This window comes from Pacificoceanicola niger (assembly GCF_048553275.1).
Lineage (GTDB): Bacteria > Pseudomonadota > Alphaproteobacteria > Rhodobacterales > Rhodobacteraceae > Pacificoceanicola.
Genome location: NZ_JBLZMW010000016.1, coordinates 34,928 through 51,960, shown reverse-complemented (window position 1 = coordinate 51,960; position 17,033 = coordinate 34,928). Strand labels below are relative to the sequence as shown.

The 17,033-nt window shown below is 64.8% G+C and carries 19 protein-coding genes; 12 read left to right on the top strand and 7 right to left on the bottom strand.

The window, feature by feature from the left end; translation table 11 throughout:
* Window positions 1–10 precede the first annotated feature (10 nt).
* Window positions 11–1,411 carry a helix-turn-helix domain-containing protein gene (locus tag ACN2XU_RS18245; protein WP_419411898.1) on the top strand — a complete coding sequence of 467 codons (1,401 nt, stop codon included), beginning with the start codon at window positions 11–13 and terminating at the stop codon, window positions 1,409–1,411.
* Between the two features lie 194 nt (window positions 1,412–1,605).
* Here ACN2XU_RS18245 and ACN2XU_RS18240 read toward each other — a convergent pair whose 3' ends face one another.
* From ACN2XU_RS18240 to gatC, 4 genes are read right to left on the bottom strand one after another with little or no spacing between them, the layout of a single operon-like run.
* A complete protein-coding gene (locus ACN2XU_RS18240) occupies window positions 1,606–2,280 on the bottom strand; it encodes an N-acetylmuramoyl-L-alanine amidase (RefSeq protein ID WP_419411897.1) in 675 nt (224 codons plus the stop codon).
* A gap of 6 nt (window positions 2,281–2,286) precedes the next feature.
* Entirely contained in the window at window positions 2,287–2,961 is a 675-nt protein-coding gene (locus tag ACN2XU_RS18235) for a hypothetical protein (protein WP_419411896.1), read from the bottom strand.
* A gap of 29 nt (window positions 2,962–2,990) precedes the next feature.
* Complete coding sequence (gene gatA, locus ACN2XU_RS18230) at window positions 2,991–4,478, bottom strand: Asp-tRNA(Asn)/Glu-tRNA(Gln) amidotransferase subunit GatA (protein ID WP_419411895.1); 1,488 nt, start codon at window positions 4,476–4,478, stop codon at window positions 2,991–2,993.
* Entirely contained in the window at window positions 4,478–4,765 is a 288-nt protein-coding gene (gatC, locus tag ACN2XU_RS18225) for an Asp-tRNA(Asn)/Glu-tRNA(Gln) amidotransferase subunit GatC (protein ID WP_419411894.1), read from the bottom strand. Before gatC ends, gatA begins: the two co-directional genes overlap by 1 nt.
* Window positions 4,766–5,011: 246 nt before the next feature.
* On the opposite strand from gatC, the gene ACN2XU_RS18220 reads away from it, so the two are divergent.
* The gene (locus ACN2XU_RS18220; RefSeq protein WP_419411893.1) at window positions 5,012–5,704 is read left to right on the top strand and encodes a metal-dependent hydrolase; all 693 of its coding nucleotides are present in this window, start codon (window positions 5,012–5,014) and stop codon (window positions 5,702–5,704) included.
* 173 nt (window positions 5,705–5,877) lie between these two features.
* On the opposite strand, the gene ACN2XU_RS18215 is transcribed toward ACN2XU_RS18220, so the two are convergent.
* Window positions 5,878–7,170 (bottom strand): O-acetylhomoserine aminocarboxypropyltransferase/cysteine synthase family protein, encoded by a 1,293-nt coding sequence (locus tag ACN2XU_RS18215; RefSeq protein ID WP_419411892.1) that lies wholly within the window; start codon window positions 7,168–7,170, stop codon window positions 5,878–5,880.
* A gap of 237 nt (window positions 7,171–7,407) precedes the next feature.
* On the opposite strand from ACN2XU_RS18215, the gene ACN2XU_RS18210 reads away from it, so the two are divergent.
* Window positions 7,408–8,256 carry a hypothetical protein gene (locus tag ACN2XU_RS18210; RefSeq protein ID WP_419411891.1) on the top strand — a complete coding sequence of 283 codons (849 nt, stop codon included), beginning with the start codon at window positions 7,408–7,410 and terminating at the stop codon, window positions 8,254–8,256.
* A gap of 109 nt (window positions 8,257–8,365) precedes the next feature.
* Here the strand turns inward: ACN2XU_RS18210 and ACN2XU_RS18205 are convergent, their stop codons facing one another.
* On the bottom strand, window positions 8,366–9,391 hold the full coding sequence (locus ACN2XU_RS18205) for a GT-B fold glycosyltransferase domain-containing protein (RefSeq protein ID WP_419411890.1): 1,026 nt from the start codon (window positions 9,389–9,391) through the stop codon (window positions 8,366–8,368).
* Between the two features lie 77 nt (window positions 9,392–9,468).
* Between ACN2XU_RS18205 and ACN2XU_RS18200 the strand changes: the two genes are divergently transcribed.
* Complete coding sequence (locus ACN2XU_RS18200; RefSeq protein ID WP_419411889.1) at window positions 9,469–10,020, top strand: hypothetical protein; 552 nt, start codon at window positions 9,469–9,471, stop codon at window positions 10,018–10,020.
* Between the two features lie 87 nt (window positions 10,021–10,107).
* On the opposite strand, the gene ACN2XU_RS18195 is transcribed toward ACN2XU_RS18200, so the two are convergent.
* Window positions 10,108–10,854 carry a hypothetical protein gene (locus ACN2XU_RS18195; RefSeq protein ID WP_419411888.1) on the bottom strand — a complete coding sequence of 249 codons (747 nt, stop codon included), beginning with the start codon at window positions 10,852–10,854 and terminating at the stop codon, window positions 10,108–10,110.
* Window positions 10,855–10,910: 56 nt separating this feature from the next.
* On the opposite strand from ACN2XU_RS18195, the gene ACN2XU_RS18190 reads away from it, so the two are divergent.
* The 8 genes from ACN2XU_RS18190 to ACN2XU_RS18155 all read left to right on the top strand — a co-directional run bounded on the left by ACN2XU_RS18190 (window position 10,911) and on the right by ACN2XU_RS18155 (window position 17,026).
* Complete coding sequence (locus tag ACN2XU_RS18190; RefSeq protein WP_419411887.1) at window positions 10,911–11,102, top strand: DUF6494 family protein; 192 nt, start codon at window positions 10,911–10,913, stop codon at window positions 11,100–11,102.
* Between the two features lie 3 nt (window positions 11,103–11,105).
* On the top strand, window positions 11,106–12,161 hold the full coding sequence (locus tag ACN2XU_RS18185) for an Mrp/NBP35 family ATP-binding protein (protein WP_419411886.1): 1,056 nt from the start codon (window positions 11,106–11,108) through the stop codon (window positions 12,159–12,161).
* A gap of 26 nt (window positions 12,162–12,187) precedes the next feature.
* Window positions 12,188–12,886: a biotin/lipoate--protein ligase family protein gene (locus ACN2XU_RS18180; protein WP_419411885.1), complete on the top strand. Its 699-nt coding sequence runs from the start codon at window positions 12,188–12,190 to the stop codon at window positions 12,884–12,886.
* Window positions 12,883–13,401 carry a DUF6505 family protein gene (locus ACN2XU_RS18175; protein ID WP_419411884.1) on the top strand — a complete coding sequence of 173 codons (519 nt, stop codon included), beginning with the start codon at window positions 12,883–12,885 and terminating at the stop codon, window positions 13,399–13,401. Before ACN2XU_RS18180 ends, ACN2XU_RS18175 begins: the two co-directional genes overlap by 4 nt.
* Before the next feature lie 143 nt (window positions 13,402–13,544).
* A complete protein-coding gene (gene yghX, locus ACN2XU_RS18170) occupies window positions 13,545–14,450 on the top strand; it encodes a YghX family hydrolase (protein ID WP_419411883.1) in 906 nt (301 codons plus the stop codon).
* Between the two features lie 105 nt (window positions 14,451–14,555).
* Window positions 14,556–15,371, top strand: a complete 816-nt coding sequence (locus ACN2XU_RS18165; protein WP_419411882.1) for an ABC transporter substrate-binding protein — start codon at window positions 14,556–14,558, stop codon at window positions 15,369–15,371.
* A gap of 105 nt (window positions 15,372–15,476) precedes the next feature.
* The gene (locus ACN2XU_RS18160; RefSeq protein WP_419411881.1) at window positions 15,477–16,298 is read left to right on the top strand and encodes an amino acid ABC transporter permease; all 822 of its coding nucleotides are present in this window, start codon (window positions 15,477–15,479) and stop codon (window positions 16,296–16,298) included.
* Entirely contained in the window at window positions 16,298–17,026 is a 729-nt protein-coding gene (locus tag ACN2XU_RS18155; protein ID WP_419411880.1) for an amino acid ABC transporter ATP-binding protein, read from the top strand. The genes ACN2XU_RS18160 and ACN2XU_RS18155 overlap by 1 nt, the downstream gene beginning before the upstream one ends.
* Window positions 17,027–17,033 lie beyond the last annotated feature (7 nt).

Here is a 17,033-nt window from a genome sequence, read left to right as displayed (position 1 = left end):
AAGGTGACGTATGGCTCCACAAAAACTCTATGCCGGTGCCAAGCTGCGCGACGTGCGCAGCCGCCTTGGCGTGACGCAAAAGGACTTTGCCGCCAAACTCGGCGTCTCCCTGCCCTACCTGAACCAGATGGAGAACAACAACCGGCCGGTGTCCACGACCGTGGTGCTCGCTCTGGCGCAGGAATTCGGCTTCGACGTGACGGAGCTGGGACAGGGCGACAGTGAACGGCTGGTCTCGGACATGCGCGAAGCCTTGGCCGACCCGATCTTTGCCGAAGCCGCGCCACAGCTGGCCGACCTGCGACTGACCGCCTCCAATGCGCCCGCGCTCGCCCGCGCCTTCCTCTCCCTGCACCGTGCTTACAGGCAAACCCATGAACGCCTTGCCTCCCTCGACGAAGCCCTGGGCCGCGAAGGTGCACAGCTGCAGCCAAGCCCCTGGGAGGAAGTCCGCGACTTCTTCCACTACTGCGACAATTACATCGACCCAGTGGATCGCGCCGCCGAACACTTCGCCCAGCTAAAGAGCGGCGAGCATGACATCGCACAGGCCGCGGCACAGCGCCTGTCGCTTGCCGGGATTACCGTGCGCAAGGCCCGCACGTCGCCCCTGCGCGCCTTCGATGCCGAGCGTCAGGAGCTGACCCTCTCCTCGCTTGCCCCGCCCGAAACCCAAACCTTCCAGCTGCTGGTGCAAGTGGCATTGTTGCGCCAAAATCAGCTGCTCGACGCAACCCTCGACCTTGCCCGGTTCCAGTCGGAGGAGGCCCGCGCCATCGCCAAACTCGGCCTGGCCAACTACTTCGCGGGGGCTGCGATGATGCCGTACCAAGCCTTCCATGCCGCCGCACAGGAAACCCGCCACGACTTGGAATTGCTCGCCGCGCGCTTCGGCGCTTCGGTCGAACAGGTCGCGCACCGTCTCTCGACCCTGCAACGACCGGGCGCAAAGGGCGTGCCCTTCTTCTTCGTCCGCGTCGATCAGGCGGGTACAATCACCAAGCGCCACTCCGCCACACGACTGCAATTCGCCCGCTTCGGCGGTGCTTGCCCACTGTGGAACGTGCATCGCGCCTTCGAAACGCCCGGCCGCTTTCTGCGCCAGCTGGCCGAAACCCCGGACGGCGTGCGCTACATCTCGCTGGCCATCGACGTCTCGAAGACCGGCGGTCATTTTGGCGCGCCCCGCCGCCGCTACGCCATCGCGCTGGGGTGCGAGGTGCGCCACGGCGCGGGGCTGGTCTATGCGGACGACCTCGACTTCACCCGCGCCTCCGCCTTCGAACCCATCGGCATCTCCTGCCGCATCTGCGAGCGCGAGAACTGCCACCAACGCTCGGTGCCGCCGCTGGAAAAACGGCTGTCCATCGACCCGGCCCGGCGCGACACCCTGCCCTACCGGCTGGATTGACTGGCTTCGAAAGCCGGGAGATTTCCCAAGGGCTGGTCTCCTCTCGGCTCTGCCGCCGTTCGTCGGACACGACCGGAGCACCAGGACAGAAAGAAAGACAGGGGCGGCGCGTCAGGCTTCGTATCTTTGAGAGCCCTCCGGGGATGAGGGATGAGGCTTCAAAGCCTAAGGGCAACGCCCCTGATCCGCCCCTCTCAGATCGGCGCGGGCCACCGCATGGCGAGATCCGCCATCAGCCCGCGATCCACGTCATCAAGCGGGCCAGTCGCCCAAGGTCGGAAGCGCATACGGACCGCCTCCAGCAGCGCCTGCTCTTGCCCGGCCTCCCAGCCATAGCCGAACCTGCGCGCATCCGCCTCGAAATCGCCCGGGCGCGCGACTTCGGGCCAGAGCGCGAGTCCCTGCCGCGCGAGCCGTTTCCAATCGAACCGGCGCCCCGGGTCGATCTTGCGTCCGATGGCCATGTCGGAATGTCCCAGCACCGCCTCCGGCCCGAGCGACCAGCGCGCGAATATCCCGCGCAGCAGGCGTTCCACCCGCGCCATCTGCGGCTCGGAGAAAGGCTGCGTGCCAGTGTTGGCGATCTCAATGCCGATGGACCCTGAATTGACATCGGTGATGGCGCCCCAGCGCCCCGCCCCGGCATGCCATGCCCGTTGCCCCTCGCAGACCAGCTGCCAGAGGCGCCCGTCGCCGGCCACCACGTAGTGCGCGGAGACCTCGGCCTCCGGGTTGCACAGCCAGTCGCGCGCCGCCTCGGCGCTCTGCATCGCGGTGTAGTGCAAGACGACAAGCGCGGGGCGCTCGACACCCCGGCGCGCGCCGCAGTTCAGCGAAGGCCAGACCTCTGCCCCGGCCTCACCGATCACGTCAGATCAACCGTTCCGGGCTGCGCGGAAGGGCGCCGGATCCCAGGTACAGGCAAAGCCGTCCCCGTCCGGGTCCATGCCCTTGCGGTCCTTCTCCGGACCACCTAGCGCGAGGAAATCCTCCTGCGCCAGATCATCGGAGGTATAGGCACCACAGGCCCGCTCATACTTGGCCTCGGCCCGGAAACTCGACCGACTGTAAAGAGGCGTGCCGCGCGGGTTGTTCGTCCGCAGGGCGAATTCGACGATGTTCGGGCGGTTGCTGCCCGGCCGCGTCGGCAGGTCCGTCGGCGCGATGAGCTGAAACTGCGCACGGTTCTGAGCGATCATTGCCGCGTCATCCTCGATATCGCGCTCGGCGGAGACCGCACCGAAGTCGTTTTCGTCCGAGATCCCGACCGCATTGGTGACAGCCTGCGGCGCAGGCTCGCCTGCTGTTGCCATCGGGTCTGCGGCAGCGCCATCCAGAGAGGTCGCCTGCACGTCAACCGGGCCTGGCACGGTTGACGGGCGCGTGCCGCCGGAGAGCGACGCTTCCCGCTGTTGCTGGTATTCGGTGTAATCGCCGAATCCCACACCGCGCCCGCTGTCCACGACGCCCGCGCCGCTGTCGGGCACCAAGGGTGCACAACCTGCCACAGCCGCCAGCGCCGCAAGTCCGAGAAAAACGTTCCGCATCATCGCTCTGCCTCTTCGAAGGTTAACGCGCTTTACCACCATTTCCCCGGCTTGGCCACAAACCCGGCGGCCTGCTCCAGCGCATAGGCGGTATTCAGCAAATCGCCTTCTTCCCACGGGCGGCCAATCAGTTGCAGTCCGAGCGGCAGTCCCTGCGCGTTCACACCCGCAGGCACCGAAATCCCCGGCAGACCAGCGAGGTTCACGGTCACCGTGAACACGTCGTTGAGGTACATCTGCACCGGATCGGCCTCTGTCATCTCACCCAGACCAAAGGCGGCGGAGGGGGTCGCGGGCGTCAGGATCGCATCGACCCCGGCGTCAAAGACCTGCTCGAAGTCGCGTTTGATCAGCGTCCGGACCTTGCGCGCGCGGTTGTAATAGGCGTCATAGAAGCCAGCGGAAAGCACGTAGGTGCCGACCATCACGCGGCGCTGCACCTCGTGGCCGAAGCCCTCTGCGCGGGTTTTCTCGTACATCTCGGTGATGCCGTCGCCCTGTGCCAGCGTGGCGCGGTGGCCATAGCGCACACCGTCATAGCGGGCGAGGTTGGATGACGCTTCGGCGGGCGCGATCACATAATAGGCGGGCAAGGCGTACTTGGTATGCGGCAACGAGATATCGACAATCTTCGCGCCCGCATCCTGCAACATCCTGCGGCCTTCGGCCCACAGCGCCTCGATCTCGTCCGGCATGCCATCCATATGATATTCCTTGGGAATACCGATGGTCTTGCCGCGAATATCGCCGGTCAGCATGGCCTCGAAATCCGGCACGGCGAGGTCCGCAGACGTCGAATCCTTCGGGTCGTGGCCGCACATGCTTTGCAGCATGATCGCCGCGTCGCGCACATCCTTGGTCATCGGACCGGCCTGATCGAGCGAGGAGGCAAAGGCGATGATACCCCACCGCGAACACCGGCCATAGGTCGGCTTGATGCCGGTGATGCCGGTGAAGGCGGCAGGCTGGCGGATGGAGCCGCCGGTGTCCGTGCCCGTCGCACCAAGGCAGAGGTCCGCCGCGACAGCCGAAGCCGAGCCACCGGACGAGCCGCCAGGGGTCAGGGCCGCATCGTCGTTGCCGCGCCGCCACGGGTTCACCGCGTTGCCATAGGCGGAGGTCTCGTTCGACGAGCCCATGGCGAATTCGTCCATGTTCAGCTTGCCGAGCATCACCGCACCGGCGTCAAACAGCTGCGTGGTGACGGTCGATTCATATTCGGGACGGAACCCCCCAAGGATGTTGGAGGCCGCCTGCGACGGAACACCCTTGGTACAGAACAGGTCCTTGATCCCCAGCGGAATACCACACATTGCCGGGGCATCGCCCGCCGTAATGCGCGCATCGGCCGCCTCGGCCTGCGCCAGTGCGATTTCCGGCGTATGGTGCACAAAGGCGTTGAGCGCCCCGGCCCCCTCGATGGCCGACAAACAGGCCTCGGTCAGGGCAACGCTGGTGACTTCGCCCTTGCGCAGCGCATCGCGCGCCTCGGCGATCTTCATGCTTGTAAGCTCAGTCATTATTCGACCACCTTCGGAACCGCGAAAAAGCCCTCGCGCGCGTCGGGCGCATTCTTCAGAACCTTGTCCTGCTGATTACCATCCGTCACGCCGTCCTCACGGCGTTTGAGCCGCATCGGCGTGACCGAGGTCATCGGCTCCACACCGTCCACGTCGACCTCGTTCAGCTGTTCGATGAACCCGAGGATCGTGTTGAATTCCTCGGCCAGCGCCGGCAGCGCATCGTCTTCGACCTTGATCCGCGCCAGCTTGGCCACGCGGGCGGCGGTCTCCTTGTCAATCGACATGGGGCGTCCCTCTTCGCTTGGGTTTGCCCTGCGCTTTACCGCCCCGCGCCGCCGCTCGCAAGCATATGCCGCGCATGCGGCCGCCCCGCACCACGGCTTGCGCTCTTTTTCCTGCCCGGGCAGGCCGAACTCCCGCCAGGACGCCCCGTGAGCACGCCCGGCGCTCAACGGCAACGATCCGCCATTTCCCTAGCCCCCGCCCCTGCGCTAGGCTCTGCGCAAAATCCAACTCGGGAGAGACGACTCATGAACATCCTCTGGCTCGGCCACGGCTCGTTCCGCATCGAAATCGGCGATCAGATCCTGCTGATCGACCCGTGGATCAACGGCAACCCCATGATGGAAGGGCAGGACAGCGAAGCCGCGCTGGCCGGGGCGACGCAAATCCTCGTCACGCACGGCCATTTTGACCACACCCAAGACATCGTCGAAGTGTCCGAACGCACCGGAGCCCCCGTCACCGCCATTTACGAACTGGCGCATTACCTGTTTTCAAAGGGAGCAAAGGAAGGCCACGCCTTCAACAAGGGCGGCACGCTGACCTTCGGCGATGTTTCTGTCAACATGGTCCCGGCCTCGCACTCCTCCTCGATCAAGGTCGGAGACAGGGCGGTCTACATGGGCGCGGAAATCGGCTTCATCATCCGCGGCGAAGGCAAAACGCTTTACTTTTCCGGCGATACCACCGTCATGGCGGACATGGGCTGGATCGGGGACTACTACAAACCCGACATCGGTATCCTGTCGGCGGGCGGCTATTACACCATGGACATGACGCTCGCCGCCTATGCCGCGAAAACCTACTTCGATTTCAAAACCGTGATCCCGTGCCACTACCGCACGTTCCCGGCGCTCGAACAGTCGGCGGAAAAGCTGGCCTCAGGTCTGCCCGGCGTCGACGTGATCGAACCACAGGTTCTGCAGCCGATCACGCTTTGAAGACAAATTCCCTCGGGGAGAAATCTTGACGGAGGCCATGCCCCCGGTCTTCGGCCGTCCCCGGTGTATTCAGCAAAGAGACGATGCACGGGACAGCGCGTCGGGCGTCTTCTCTTGTCAAATACGCCGTGGGTCCGGCTGAACGAGCCGAGGGGGCAGCGCCCCCTCCCTGCTCAGACCGACGAGGCGTTCAGCGCCTGATCGAGATCCGCGATCAGATCATCCGCATCCTCGATCCCGATGGAAATCCGTACCACGTTCGGCGCCGCGCCCGCCGCGATCTGCTGCTCTTCTGTCAGCTGACGGTGGGTGGTGGAGGCCGAGTGGATCACCAGGCTGCGGGTGTCCCCGAGGTTTGCAACGTGGCTGAAAATCTCCAACGAATCGACAAACTTGATGCAGGCCTCATAGCCGCCCTTCAACGCCACGGTAAACAGGCCCCCGGCGCCGTTGGGGCAAATCCGCGACACGCGGTCGTTGTAAGGCGAGGACGGCAGGCCCGCATAGGTCACCTGCTCCACAGCCGGATGGTTTTCCAGCCAGCTCGCCACGCGCATTGCGTTCTCCACATGGCGCTGCATGCGCAAGCTCAACGTCTCGATGCCCATCAGCGTGTAATGCGCCGCCTGCGGATTCAACGTCATGCCAAGGTCGCGCAGGCCAATGGCGATGCCGTGGAAAGTGAAAGCCAGCGGGCCGAAGGTCTCGTGGAATTTCAGACCATGATACGCCGGCTCCGGCGCGCTCAGGGACGGGAACTTGTCCGAAGCGGACCAGTCGAACTTGCCCGAATCGACCACCACGCCGCCGGTCACCGTGCCGTTGCCTGTCAGGTACTTTGTCATCGAATGCACCACCAGCGTGGCGCCGTGTTCGATCGGGCGGCAGAGGTATGGCGTGGCGGAGGTGTTGTCGACGATCAGCGGCAGCCCCGCCGCGTCGGCCACTTTCGCCGCCGCGTCGAGATCGGTGATATAGCCGCCGGGGTTGGCGATACTCTCGCAGAAGACCGCGCGGGTATCATCGTCAATCGCCGCGGCCACCGCGTCCACATCGTCGAAATCGACGAATTTGGCGGACCAGCCGAAGCGTTTGATCGTCTGGCTGAACTGGGTGATCGAGCCGCCGTAAAGCCGGGTCGACACCACCACGTTGCGGCCCGGCTCCATCAGCGGGAACAGCGCCATGATCTGTGCGGCATGGCCGGACGAGCAGCAGACCGCGCCTGCGCCCCCCTCCAGCGTGGCAACCCGCTCCTGCAACGCGGCCACGGTCGGATTGGTCAGCCGCGAGTAGATATAGCCGACCTCCTGCAGGTTGAAGAGCGCTGCGGCGTGTTCAGCATCGCGAAACACATAGGCCGTCGTCTGGTAAATCGGCACCTGCCGGGCACCGGTGGCCGGGTCCGGGCGTGCGCCCGCATGGATCTGCAAAGTGTCGAAGCCGTAGCTGGGGCCGTCTGTCATGGAATCCTCCCTTAACGATTTGTCCCTAGGGGTATGCCATTGCGCACCGCCGGGCAATCGGCAGCTGACCCCCTGCCTCAAGAAAGCCGCGCGCGGCGCCGTCCAGGCGCTGGCAGAGCCCTCCATCGCCGCATTTCGCCCGTCCCACGCCCCGAAGTTATGCCAATACCGTCATGCAGTTGCCGGATTCGCCCGGCACACCTTGGTCACCTGCCAGCAATAGCCAGATCGAGCGCCATGTACCCGTACCACAGGTCCCCCCGTCCCGGCTTTCCCACCGTCGAAGCCCTGCGCACCCGCGTCATCACAGGCCTGCAGGAAGCCCTGCGCGAGGCCGAGATCACCGCAGCGCAGGACGACCCGAACCAGCTTCTGATCCAAAGCGAAAGCACGGGAGCCAAGGTCGTGCACCTTGGCAATCTCGCCACCGAACTCGTGGGCCAGCTGCCCCCCGCCGAAGCCGAAGCCCGCGTGCGCAGCTTCATCGACATGGTCCAAAGCCTCACCCGCGGCGGTAGGGCCCTCACGCCTGATCGGCTCTACCCGGCTCTGCGCCACCGCGATTTCCCCCTGCAAAGCGGTGCCGAGCCGCTCACCCGCCCTGCGCCCGGCGATTGCCTCGCGGTGCTGATGTCCGACGAAGGGACGCATACGGCCATGGTCACGCAGGCCTGCCTGGCCAAAAGCAATCTCATGCCGGAGGCCGCCTGGGAAGCCGCCGAGGAAAACTTCGCCCGCGCCCTGACCGACCTTGCGCTCTATGCCGAAGACGGCGGCCTGCTGTCGCTGGAAATCGAACATTTCGAGTGGCTGGGCAGCAGCCTCCTTCTGGCTCCCGCCGTCATCAGCCACATGCTGGCCGCGCAAGACATCGGCGCGGTCTACCTAGCCGCCCCGTCGCGGCAATCGGTCGATATGATCCCGGTTGAGGCCCCTGGCGCGCTTGGCCAGATGCGCGACTGGATGGCGGAGCGACTCGCCGAACCGCATCCGCAGTCGGACATGCTCTATCGCCTCGCGCCCGGAGACGTCGCGCCGCGCCCGACCCACGTCTTCGAACAGGGCAGCCTGCACGCGCTCACCTGAGCCGGGCAGCCCCGTTCCTGCGCATGACAGCAAAAGTCAGCGCGCCGACGCGTAGGGCGGGGTTATTACCCCGCACCCCAGGCAGTCCACATTCCGAAACGTTACGCTCCTAACGCAGCCAGAAGCCCTCGCGCTTGATGCGGTTGCGAATCGCCTTCTCCCGCACCGGCAGATCATCCTGATCGAAAAGCGCCCGCACCTTGTGGCCCCGACCCTGATAGATCATCCGCTTGAACGGATCGTATTGCTTGAGCACCTTTTTCACCCGGTTCGGCGCAGCAACAGCCTCCAGCCGCTCAACCACCGCCTGCCTCTCCCGCGCGTAAAGCAGCGGCAAAGTCCGGTAGTGACAGCTCACCGTCCCATCGAGCAGTCCTTCCGGCACCGTCCACCGCCCGCCGCCGAGCGCGTGGATCACCAGGGGCAGCGCCACCTGATCCAGCCACGGATCGAGCGATTGCAGCACCAAGGCCTCCGGCGGGTCATCCCGGATTTCCAGCGCATAGTCCAAATACCGCCGTCCGAACACGCGCGGGCACCGATAGAAAAAGAACCCGGCGTTGAAATACAGATACCGTTGCCAGTACTCATCCGGCTGATCCAGATCGAGCGAATTGTCGAAATCCAGCCCGAAGCGGTCATAGAGCGATTTCCAGATCGCCGTGTAGCCTGGGCCGTAAATCTCCACCTCCGGCCAGGTGCCCTCTCGCTTCATCGACGCGGTCGGGCGGTCGAAATCGAACGGCACCCCGGACAGATCGTCAAGGATCAGCGTATCCGTATCGAAGAACACGAACGGCTCTCCCTCCGGCAGCGCAAACAGCGCCTCGATCTTGTTTCCATAGGGATAGGCGCCGCCGAAATGACGGCTCTCGAACGGCAGCATCCGTGCGCCCAGCTGGTCCAGAAGCGCACGCACCTCAGGGTCCTTGATCCGTGGATCGCGCTCCCAGAGAGGCCCCGGCTGTGGCTCGGCGACAAACAGGCGGAACCGCTCCGGCGTGCCGCTCCGCACCAGCGACGCCGCAAAAAGCACCGCCTCGTAAGACAGCCGCCCGGCCTGACCGACAATCAGCACGTTCACCCTTTGAGATTGAGAGGCGGCCCGGTTCTGTGGCATCGTAAAGAGGCTCATTTTCTTTTCGGGCACTATAGGCGCGAACTGCCCCCGTCAAAAGCGCCTTGTGCCACGCTATTTCAAGGACCCGTTGCATGATTGATCTGTTTCTCCTGCTCACCGCCATCGCCAACGGCAGCAACGACGCCGGACAGGCGCAGGCCGGGGCCGCCCCCCGCCCCACCGCGAGCGCCAGCAGCAGCACCCACCAGCCCGCGCCAGCGACGGCCCCGGCCCTGACAGCCGCGCCCGACGCGACACCGCAATACCGCGCCGAAAGCCAGGTGCCCACAGGCCGGTTCACCACCGCTACGGAGGTCCGCCCGATCCTCGACGCCACGCGCGCCAATTGGGTTGCCGTACGCGAATACGACGGCAAGGACCTGGTCTACCTCACCCACCTTCTGTCCTGGCGCTGCGGGCTGGTGGCGATCCACGTCAGCCTAAACGGCGGTCCGCTGGAGGCCTGGCCAATGGAGGCCTGCCACGAGGATACCAACGCCCCCAACGCGCTGACCGGCGATGCCACGGCGATCTATCGCGGCTATCCGCTCGGATCGGTCGAAACCATCACGGTCGGGATCACTTATGACGACCTCACCGCTGACACAGCGACCTTCGATCGCAAGGGGGCGATGATCCGCTGACGCCTGCCCTTTGCGTGCACGGTTTCACCGCATTGACGCGCGGCAGGGTCTGGGGTTCGCCGCGGACGCGCGACGCCGCTCCGAGGGTCAACGCGCCTCTATCGGCGCGCCGAGGTCCGCTGGCTGCAGGTCCTGCACATAGGCCAGGATAGCCTCGACCTCGTCCAACGTCATGAAAACCGGCGCAATCGGCGAGGGCCTGTCTTCGGCGAAGGGCTCGGACAGCCCGTCGATCTGGGTAAAGGACGGGTGCGGGTTGAGCGCGTAAAAGGCCGCGAAGCGCTGCGACCAATCCGGCATGGCGCGCAGGATCATGAAGCTCGGGGTCGATCCGATGGAGCCGAACCGCTCCTCTGGCCGCACAACGTGGCACCGCTTGCAATGCCGCTCGGAGGCGGTCAGGCCGGCCACCGCATCGCCTTCGAAAGCCACGTCCAGCGCTGCTGCCGTCTTCTGCTCCGGCAGTGAAAACAAGGTGCCGCCCTCCGGGGCATAGCCAGTCACCGTATTCTTGCCGACCTCGGACGTCAGCCAATCGACAAAGCGTTCGGAGGCCGGATGCCCGTCTGACAATACCGCCACATGCCAGACCTGCCCCGCCCCTTCAAAGACCGGACGCCCGGCATCGCCAAATGCCACATCCGCCGCCGCACCTGGCGCGACGGGACGGACCCTGATTTGTGTCTTGAGAGAAAAGCGCGGAAGGATATGTTGCAACAAACCCGACTGCTCCAACGCCTCGGGCGCGGCAAGACGCACCACGCGTGCCTCTTGCGCCTGCGCCACAAAAGGCACAAGCAGGAGGACAACGAACAGGATCGCGTGGAACGCCATGCCCCATGCTAGGGCGCTGCACCCCCCGGGATCAAGAAAAACAGGAAGGACGCGCGATGAGCGACGATTTCAACATGTCCATGCGGAAGTTTCTCAAGCAGGTCGGCGTGACCTCGCAACAGGCCATCGAAGCGGCCATGCGCGAGGCGGATACCAGCGGAAAAACATTTGCCGTTAAAGCGGTTATCACGATCGAAACGCTGGATCTCACACATGAGGTCACCGGCGAAATCAAAGGGCAGGAGTGAACCTTGAGCCTTTCTCGTGATGCCGTCCTGACCGTTCTGAAGACCGTTCAGGACCCCGCCGGTGGCGACATCGTCAGCTCCGGCCTGATGCGCGCGCTCAACGTCGGTGACGACGGTGCGGTGCGCTTTGTGATGGAAATTCCTCAACCGAGCCCGGCCTATGACGCGGTCAAGGGCGAGGCCGAACGCCAGCTCAAGGAAGCGGGCGCGTCGGCGGTGACCATCGTCATGACCGCCCATCAGGACAAGGCCCCGCCCCAGCTCAAGCCCGCCGCGCCCAAACCTCAGGGGCCGCAAGGCATCCCCGGCGTTGACCGCATTCTGGCCATCGCCTCCGGCAAGGGCGGCGTCGGCAAGAGCACCGTCTCCGCCAACCTCGCCTGCGCGCTGGCGCAGCAGGGCCGCCGCGTCGGCCTGCTGGATGCGGATGTCTACGGCCCGTCGCAGCCCCGGATGCTCGGCGTCTCCGGTCGCCCGGCCTCGCCCGACGGCAAGACCATTCTGCCCTTGCGAAATCATGGGGTTACCATGATGTCCATCGGCCTGATGACCAATGAAGGTCAGGCCGTGGTCTGGCGCGGGCCGATGCTTATGGGCGCGCTGCAGCAAATGATGATGCAGGTGCAATGGGGCGCGCTCGACGTGCTGATCGTCGACCTGCCGCCGGGCACCGGCGACGTGCAGATGACGCTTGCGCAGAAGGCCGAAATCACTGGCGCGATCGTGGTCAGCACCCCGCAGGACGTGGCGCTTCTCGATGCGCGCAAGGGCATCGACATGTTCCAGCAGCTCAAGGTTCCGATCGTCGGCATGATCGAGAACATGAGCACGCATATCTGCTCGCAATGCGGCCATGAAGAGCACGTCTTCGGCCATGGCGGCGTCGCAGCGGAGGCGCAGAAACTCGGCGTGCCGCTGCTTGCGGAAATTCCCCTGCATCTCGACATCCGACTGGCCTCCGATGGCGGCGCGCCCATCGTGGTCAGCGCCCCGGATTCCAGCCAGGCCAAAGCCTTCCAGGATGTCGCGGCAAAACTGGTCGAGGCCGGGGTCGCCTGAGCATGAATGATCTGGAACGTGTTGAGATGCCTGTCTTTCCTCCGCTGATGGCGGGGGAAGAGGTGACCGGACGGCAAGACCCGGCCGAGATCGCCTGTCTGCGCGCGGCCCAAGGCTGTGATGCCGGTCTGGTGGTGTATCGGCTCGACGATATGGCGCTGGAGGCGGCGCTGATCTTCGCCCCCGAAGTGCCGCTGCGGCAGGCCATGGTGATGCTTCCCCTCTGCGGCGTCGGCTTTCAGAACGCGCTCGGGGCGCTGGCCCCGCCGGAGGTTGCCGTGCATCTCGCATGGGACGGCGCGATCCGGGTCAATGGCGCCCGGTGCGGGCGGCTCAGGGCCATGAGCTCGGACAGCGATCCCGCCGCCGTTCCCGACTGGCTCGTCGTTGCGCTGAGCGTGCCGATCCTGCCCGCGGACAGCGAGGGCGGGCTCACCCCAGACCAGACCGCGCTTTATGCCGAGGGCTGCACCGAAGTCGCCGCACCACACCTGCTGGAGGCTTGGGCCCGGCATACGCTGGGCTGGATAAGCCGTTGGGAAACCGGCGGAAACGCGGCTCTGCACAGCGAATGGCAAGGGCTCGCCCATGGCATTGGCGAGGATGCGCGCCAAAACGGCCTGAGCGGCACCGCGCTTGGCGTGGACGAGGATTTCGGCCTGCTGCTGCGCGATGGCGAGACCACCCACCTGATCCCCCTGACGACACTTCTGGAGACGCCATGAAACTCGCGCGCGCGATCCATTTCGACGAATCAGACACCTTTGTCTTTGCGCAGCCTGCGCGCACCGGCGAATGGTGCATCCCCGGCGGGTTCGAATTCTCCGATTGGACAGAGGGCGACCTGACCGGCAAGGCCCGGCAGGCCTTTGCCAATGGCTGGCTGGGGCTGGAGACCGGAGGGCGCGTGACTTTCGTTGCGGTGACGCAGGTCGAGCCTGCCGAGGCCGAGGCGCTGACGGCTACGCTCGCGCAGCATTTCGTCACCTACTACGGCGCGCCGTCTCCCGAGGCCGCGCGGCCCGTGGCCGAAGGCGAGATTGCCCATATGGCCGAGCTGTGCGAGGAGCACGACCCCAACACACTGCTGACCGTCGCGCGCGAATTGACCGAAGCCGGCGTGCGTGAAGCCTTTCGCGTGATCGAAGCCTCCGATGCCGGGCTGGAGCAATTCGCCATTCACGGCTCTCTGGACGAGGACGACCACGACCATTCCCATTCCCACACTCACGATCATTGAACAGCGGTCCACCCGGACTACACTACTGTCAAAGACGTGATCGCTCCTGGCGTCTTTGAATTGATCCAAACGCAAGGATTCGGCGTAGGCTTCGTGTTGCGAGGGCAGAACAGCCTTCCGCTCGCTTCAGGGAGATTCCAACGATGAACGACCAGACGCCCCAACGCCGCATGACCGCAGCGGATTTCGATCAGGAACTGCTCAACCTCTACGACTTCTATGCCCACGGCAAGATCACCAAGCGCGAATTCCTCGATCGCGCGGGCAAATTCGCCGTTGGCGCAGTGACCGCGTCGGCCCTGCTGGGCATGCTTTCGCCGAATTATGCTCTGGCCGAGCAGGTCAGCTTCAATGATCCCGACATCGAACCCGAATACATCACCTATCCCTCGCCCAACGGCCATGGCGAGGTGCGTGCCTACATGGTGCGCCCCGCCGGGTTGAACGGGCCAGCCCCCGCCGTCGTCGTCGTGCACGAGAATCGCGGGCTGAATCCCTACATCGAAGACGTGGCGCGGCGTGTTGCCAAGGCCGGCTTCATCGCCCTGGCCCCGGACGGGCTGACATCGGTTGGCGGCTATCCCGGCAACGACGCCGAGGGCCGCGAGCTGCAGCGCACCGTCGATGGCGAAAAGCTGATGAACGACTTCTTTGCGGCCTATGAGTTCCTCGCCGCGCATGAGGACACCACCGGCAAGGTCGGCTGCGTCGGCTTCTGCTATGGCGGCGGCGTGTGCAATGCGCTGGCAGTGGCCTACCCGGAACTCAGCGCCTCCGTGCCCTTCTATGGCCGTCAGGCGGCGGCAGAGGACGTGCCGCGCATTCAGGCCCCGCTGCTTTTGCAGTATGCCGAGCTGGATGAGCGCATCAATGAAGGCTGGCCTGCCTATGAGGCCGCCCTGAAAGAGCACGGCAAGACCTTCACGGCGCATATCTACGAAGGCGTGAACCACGGCTTCCACAACGATTCGACCCCGCGCTATGACGAGGCCGCCGCCGAGTTGGCATGGGATCGCACCATCGCCTTCTTCAGGGAACACCTGAGCTGAAAACCTGCCCGCCGCGACACGCTGCGGCGGGCCATCCGCCTGAATCCGCTGGACAAGCCCGCCCGCCAGCGCAACTCTGGGGCAAACATATACGGGAGCCCCGACATGAAACTCTGGATCACCACGGCCCTCGCCGCATGCCTCGCCACCGTCGCGACCGCGCAGAATGAGTGCGCCGCGGGCAAGACACTGACCGAGGGCACCCTGACCATCGCCACCGGAAACCCGGCCTATTACCCATGGGTGATGGACAATGCGCCCGAAAGCGGAGAGGGCTTCGAGGCCGCCGTGGCCTATGCCGTGGCCGCCGAGATGGGCTTTCCCGCCGACAAGGTCACCTGGACCCGCACGTCCTTCGATCAGGCGATCCAGCCCGGGGCGAAGGACTTCGACCTCAACATGCAGCAGTTTTCCATCACCGAGGACCGCGAGAAAATGGTCGATTTCTCCGATCCCTACTACAGTTCCGCCATGGCCGTGCTGACCACGCAAACAGTTGTCGACGCGGGGGCCACCGCCACCCCAGACAGTCTGAAATCCCTGCTCTGGGGGGCCGATGCCAACACCACCGCCGTACCGATGCTCGGCGCGCTGATCCAGCCGGAGAAAGATCCGTTGCTCTATGGCGACAATGCCGATGTCACCGCCGCCCTCCAGGCCGGCCAGATCGACGCGGCGCTGTTCGACCTGCCCACGGCGCTCTACCTCGCCGGTGTGGTGGTGAATGGTGGCACGCTGCTCGGCCAGTTTCCCGCCGAACGCACCGACAATCCCGATCAGTTCGGCATTCTCATGGAAGAAGGCAGCGCCCTGAAGGACTGCGTCAACGCCGCCCTCGCCCGCCTGAAGGACAGTGGCAAACTGGCGGACATCGAGGCAAAATGGCTGCAAGACGCCACCGCGATCCCGGTCATCCAGTAATCCGCCACCTTCACTGGTCCAAAAATATCCCGGGGGAGTCCGAAGGACAGGGGCAGCGCCCCCACATAATTTTGTTCCGGCAAAATTTCCCCCGCCCGAAAGCTCATGACTGCGCAACGCACCCGCCGACAGACCTTCGAAGCCAAGCAGCGCCGCCGCGCGACGCTGATCGCCGCCGCCTCCACCGGGGCGGTGATCCTTGCGCTGATCCTATTCCTCCCGCTCGCCCCCGGCTGGGACGCGGTGAAACGCAGCTTCTTCAACGGCGAGGTCTTTGTCAGAACCTTCCCGGGTCTGCTGCAGGCATTCCTAATGGACATCGCCATTTTCGCATGGTGCGCGCCGCTTATTGCCGCGCTCGGGCTGATCGTGGCGCTCATGCGCGACATCCGCAGCCCCGCTCTCTACCCGCTCAGGCTTGTCGCAATTCTCTACACCGATATTTTCCGCGGCCTGCCGGTGATCCTCGTGATCTACCTCATCGGCTTCGGCATTCCCGGCCTCGGTCTGCCGCGTCCGTGGAATTCCCCCTATCTCTGGGGCAGCCTTGCGCTGATCCTGGTCTATGCCGCCTATGTCGCCGAAGTCATCCGCTCCGGCATCGAATCGATCCACGCCAGCCAGCGCGCCGCCGCTTTGTCGCTTGGCCTGTCGCAAGCGGACTCCATGCGCTTCGTGATCCTGCCTCAGGCGTTGCGCCGCGTGGTGCCCGCAAACATGAACCTCTTCGTTGCGCTGCAAAAAGACGTGGCTCTGCTCAGCTTTATCGGCCCCGTCGAGATTTTCCGGCAGGCCGGCGTCTATAAATCCCTCATGGCCAATTTCACGCCCTACGTCGGTGCCGCGCTGATTTTCCTGGCCATCACCATCCCCGCGACGCGCTATGCCGATCATCTCATGAACAAACAACAAAAGGCCCGCTCCTGATGGCGCGGCTCGAATTGCAGGATATCCGCAAGAGCTTTGGCGGCAACCCGGTGCTGCAGGGCATCGACCTGACCATCGAGCCGGGGCAGATGGTCTGCCTTATTGGCGCGTCGGGTTCCGGCAAGTCCACGCTTCTACGCTGCATGAACCTTCTGGAGCCGGTCGATGACGGTGTGATCCTTCTGGGCGGCGAGGATATTTCAGAGCCGGGCCGCGATCCCCAGCCAGTGCGCCAACGCATCGGCATCGTCTTTCAGTCCTATAATCTCTTTCCGCATATGAGCGCGGAAGAAAACGTCATGCTCGCCCCGCGCCGGATCAAGGGCCTGTCGCGCGAGGCCCTGCGTCCGGAAGTGACGGCACTGTTTCAGCGCTTTGGCCTCGCCGACCGCATGGCGCATTACCCCGATCAACTCTCCGGCGGGCAGCAGCAGCGCGTGGCGATCATCCGGGCGCTGGCGATGCGCCCGGAGATCATGCTCTTTGACGAGATCACCTCCGCGCTGGACCCCGAACTGGTCGCCGAGGTTCTGGACGTTCTGCGCAGCCTTCGGGACGATGGCATGACCATGGTTCTGGCCACCCATGAAATGGGGTTCGCGCGCGAGCTTGCCGATGTGGTCTGCTTCCTCGATCAGGGACGGATCTGCGAAAGCGGGCCGCCGGATCAGGTGTTCGGCGCCCCGAAGGAAGCGCGCACAAAGGCGTTCCTGTCGCGCGTGCTGTAGGCCCGGT

Bases quoted from the DNA above. Each gene is read 5' to 3' on its own strand.
- ACN2XU_RS18245 (WP_419411898.1), top strand. From the start codon at position 11: ATGGCTCCACAAAAACTCTATGCCGGTGCCAAGCTGCGCGACGTGCGC.
- ACN2XU_RS18235 (WP_419411896.1), bottom strand. From the start codon at position 2,961: ATGATGCGGAACGTTTTTCTCGGACTTGCGGCGCTGGCGGCTGTGGCA.
- gatA (WP_419411895.1), bottom strand. From the start codon at position 4,478: ATGACTGAGCTTACAAGCATGAAGATCGCCGAGGCGCGCGATGCGCTG.
- gatC (WP_419411894.1), bottom strand. From the start codon at position 4,765: ATGTCGATTGACAAGGAGACCGCCGCCCGCGTGGCCAAGCTGGCGCGG.
- ACN2XU_RS18220 (WP_419411893.1), top strand. From the start codon at position 5,012: ATGAACATCCTCTGGCTCGGCCACGGCTCGTTCCGCATCGAAATCGGC.
- ACN2XU_RS18215 (WP_419411892.1), bottom strand. From the start codon at position 7,170: ATGACAGACGGCCCCAGCTACGGCTTCGACACTTTGCAGATCCATGCG.
- ACN2XU_RS18210 (WP_419411891.1), top strand. From the start codon at position 7,408: ATGTACCCGTACCACAGGTCCCCCCGTCCCGGCTTTCCCACCGTCGAA.
- ACN2XU_RS18205 (WP_419411890.1), bottom strand. From the start codon at position 9,391: ATGAGCCTCTTTACGATGCCACAGAACCGGGCCGCCTCTCAATCTCAA.
- ACN2XU_RS18200 (WP_419411889.1), top strand. From the start codon at position 9,469: ATGATTGATCTGTTTCTCCTGCTCACCGCCATCGCCAACGGCAGCAAC.
- ACN2XU_RS18195 (WP_419411888.1), bottom strand. From the start codon at position 10,854: ATGGCGTTCCACGCGATCCTGTTCGTTGTCCTCCTGCTTGTGCCTTTT.
- ACN2XU_RS18190 (WP_419411887.1), top strand. From the start codon at position 10,911: ATGAGCGACGATTTCAACATGTCCATGCGGAAGTTTCTCAAGCAGGTC.
- ACN2XU_RS18180 (WP_419411885.1), top strand. From the start codon at position 12,188: ATGCCTGTCTTTCCTCCGCTGATGGCGGGGGAAGAGGTGACCGGACGG.
- ACN2XU_RS18175 (WP_419411884.1), top strand. From the start codon at position 12,883: ATGAAACTCGCGCGCGCGATCCATTTCGACGAATCAGACACCTTTGTC.
- yghX (WP_419411883.1), top strand. From the start codon at position 13,545: ATGAACGACCAGACGCCCCAACGCCGCATGACCGCAGCGGATTTCGAT.
- ACN2XU_RS18165 (WP_419411882.1), top strand. From the start codon at position 14,556: ATGAAACTCTGGATCACCACGGCCCTCGCCGCATGCCTCGCCACCGTC.
- ACN2XU_RS18160 (WP_419411881.1), top strand. From the start codon at position 15,477: ATGACTGCGCAACGCACCCGCCGACAGACCTTCGAAGCCAAGCAGCGC.
- ACN2XU_RS18155 (WP_419411880.1), top strand. From the start codon at position 16,298: ATGGCGCGGCTCGAATTGCAGGATATCCGCAAGAGCTTTGGCGGCAAC.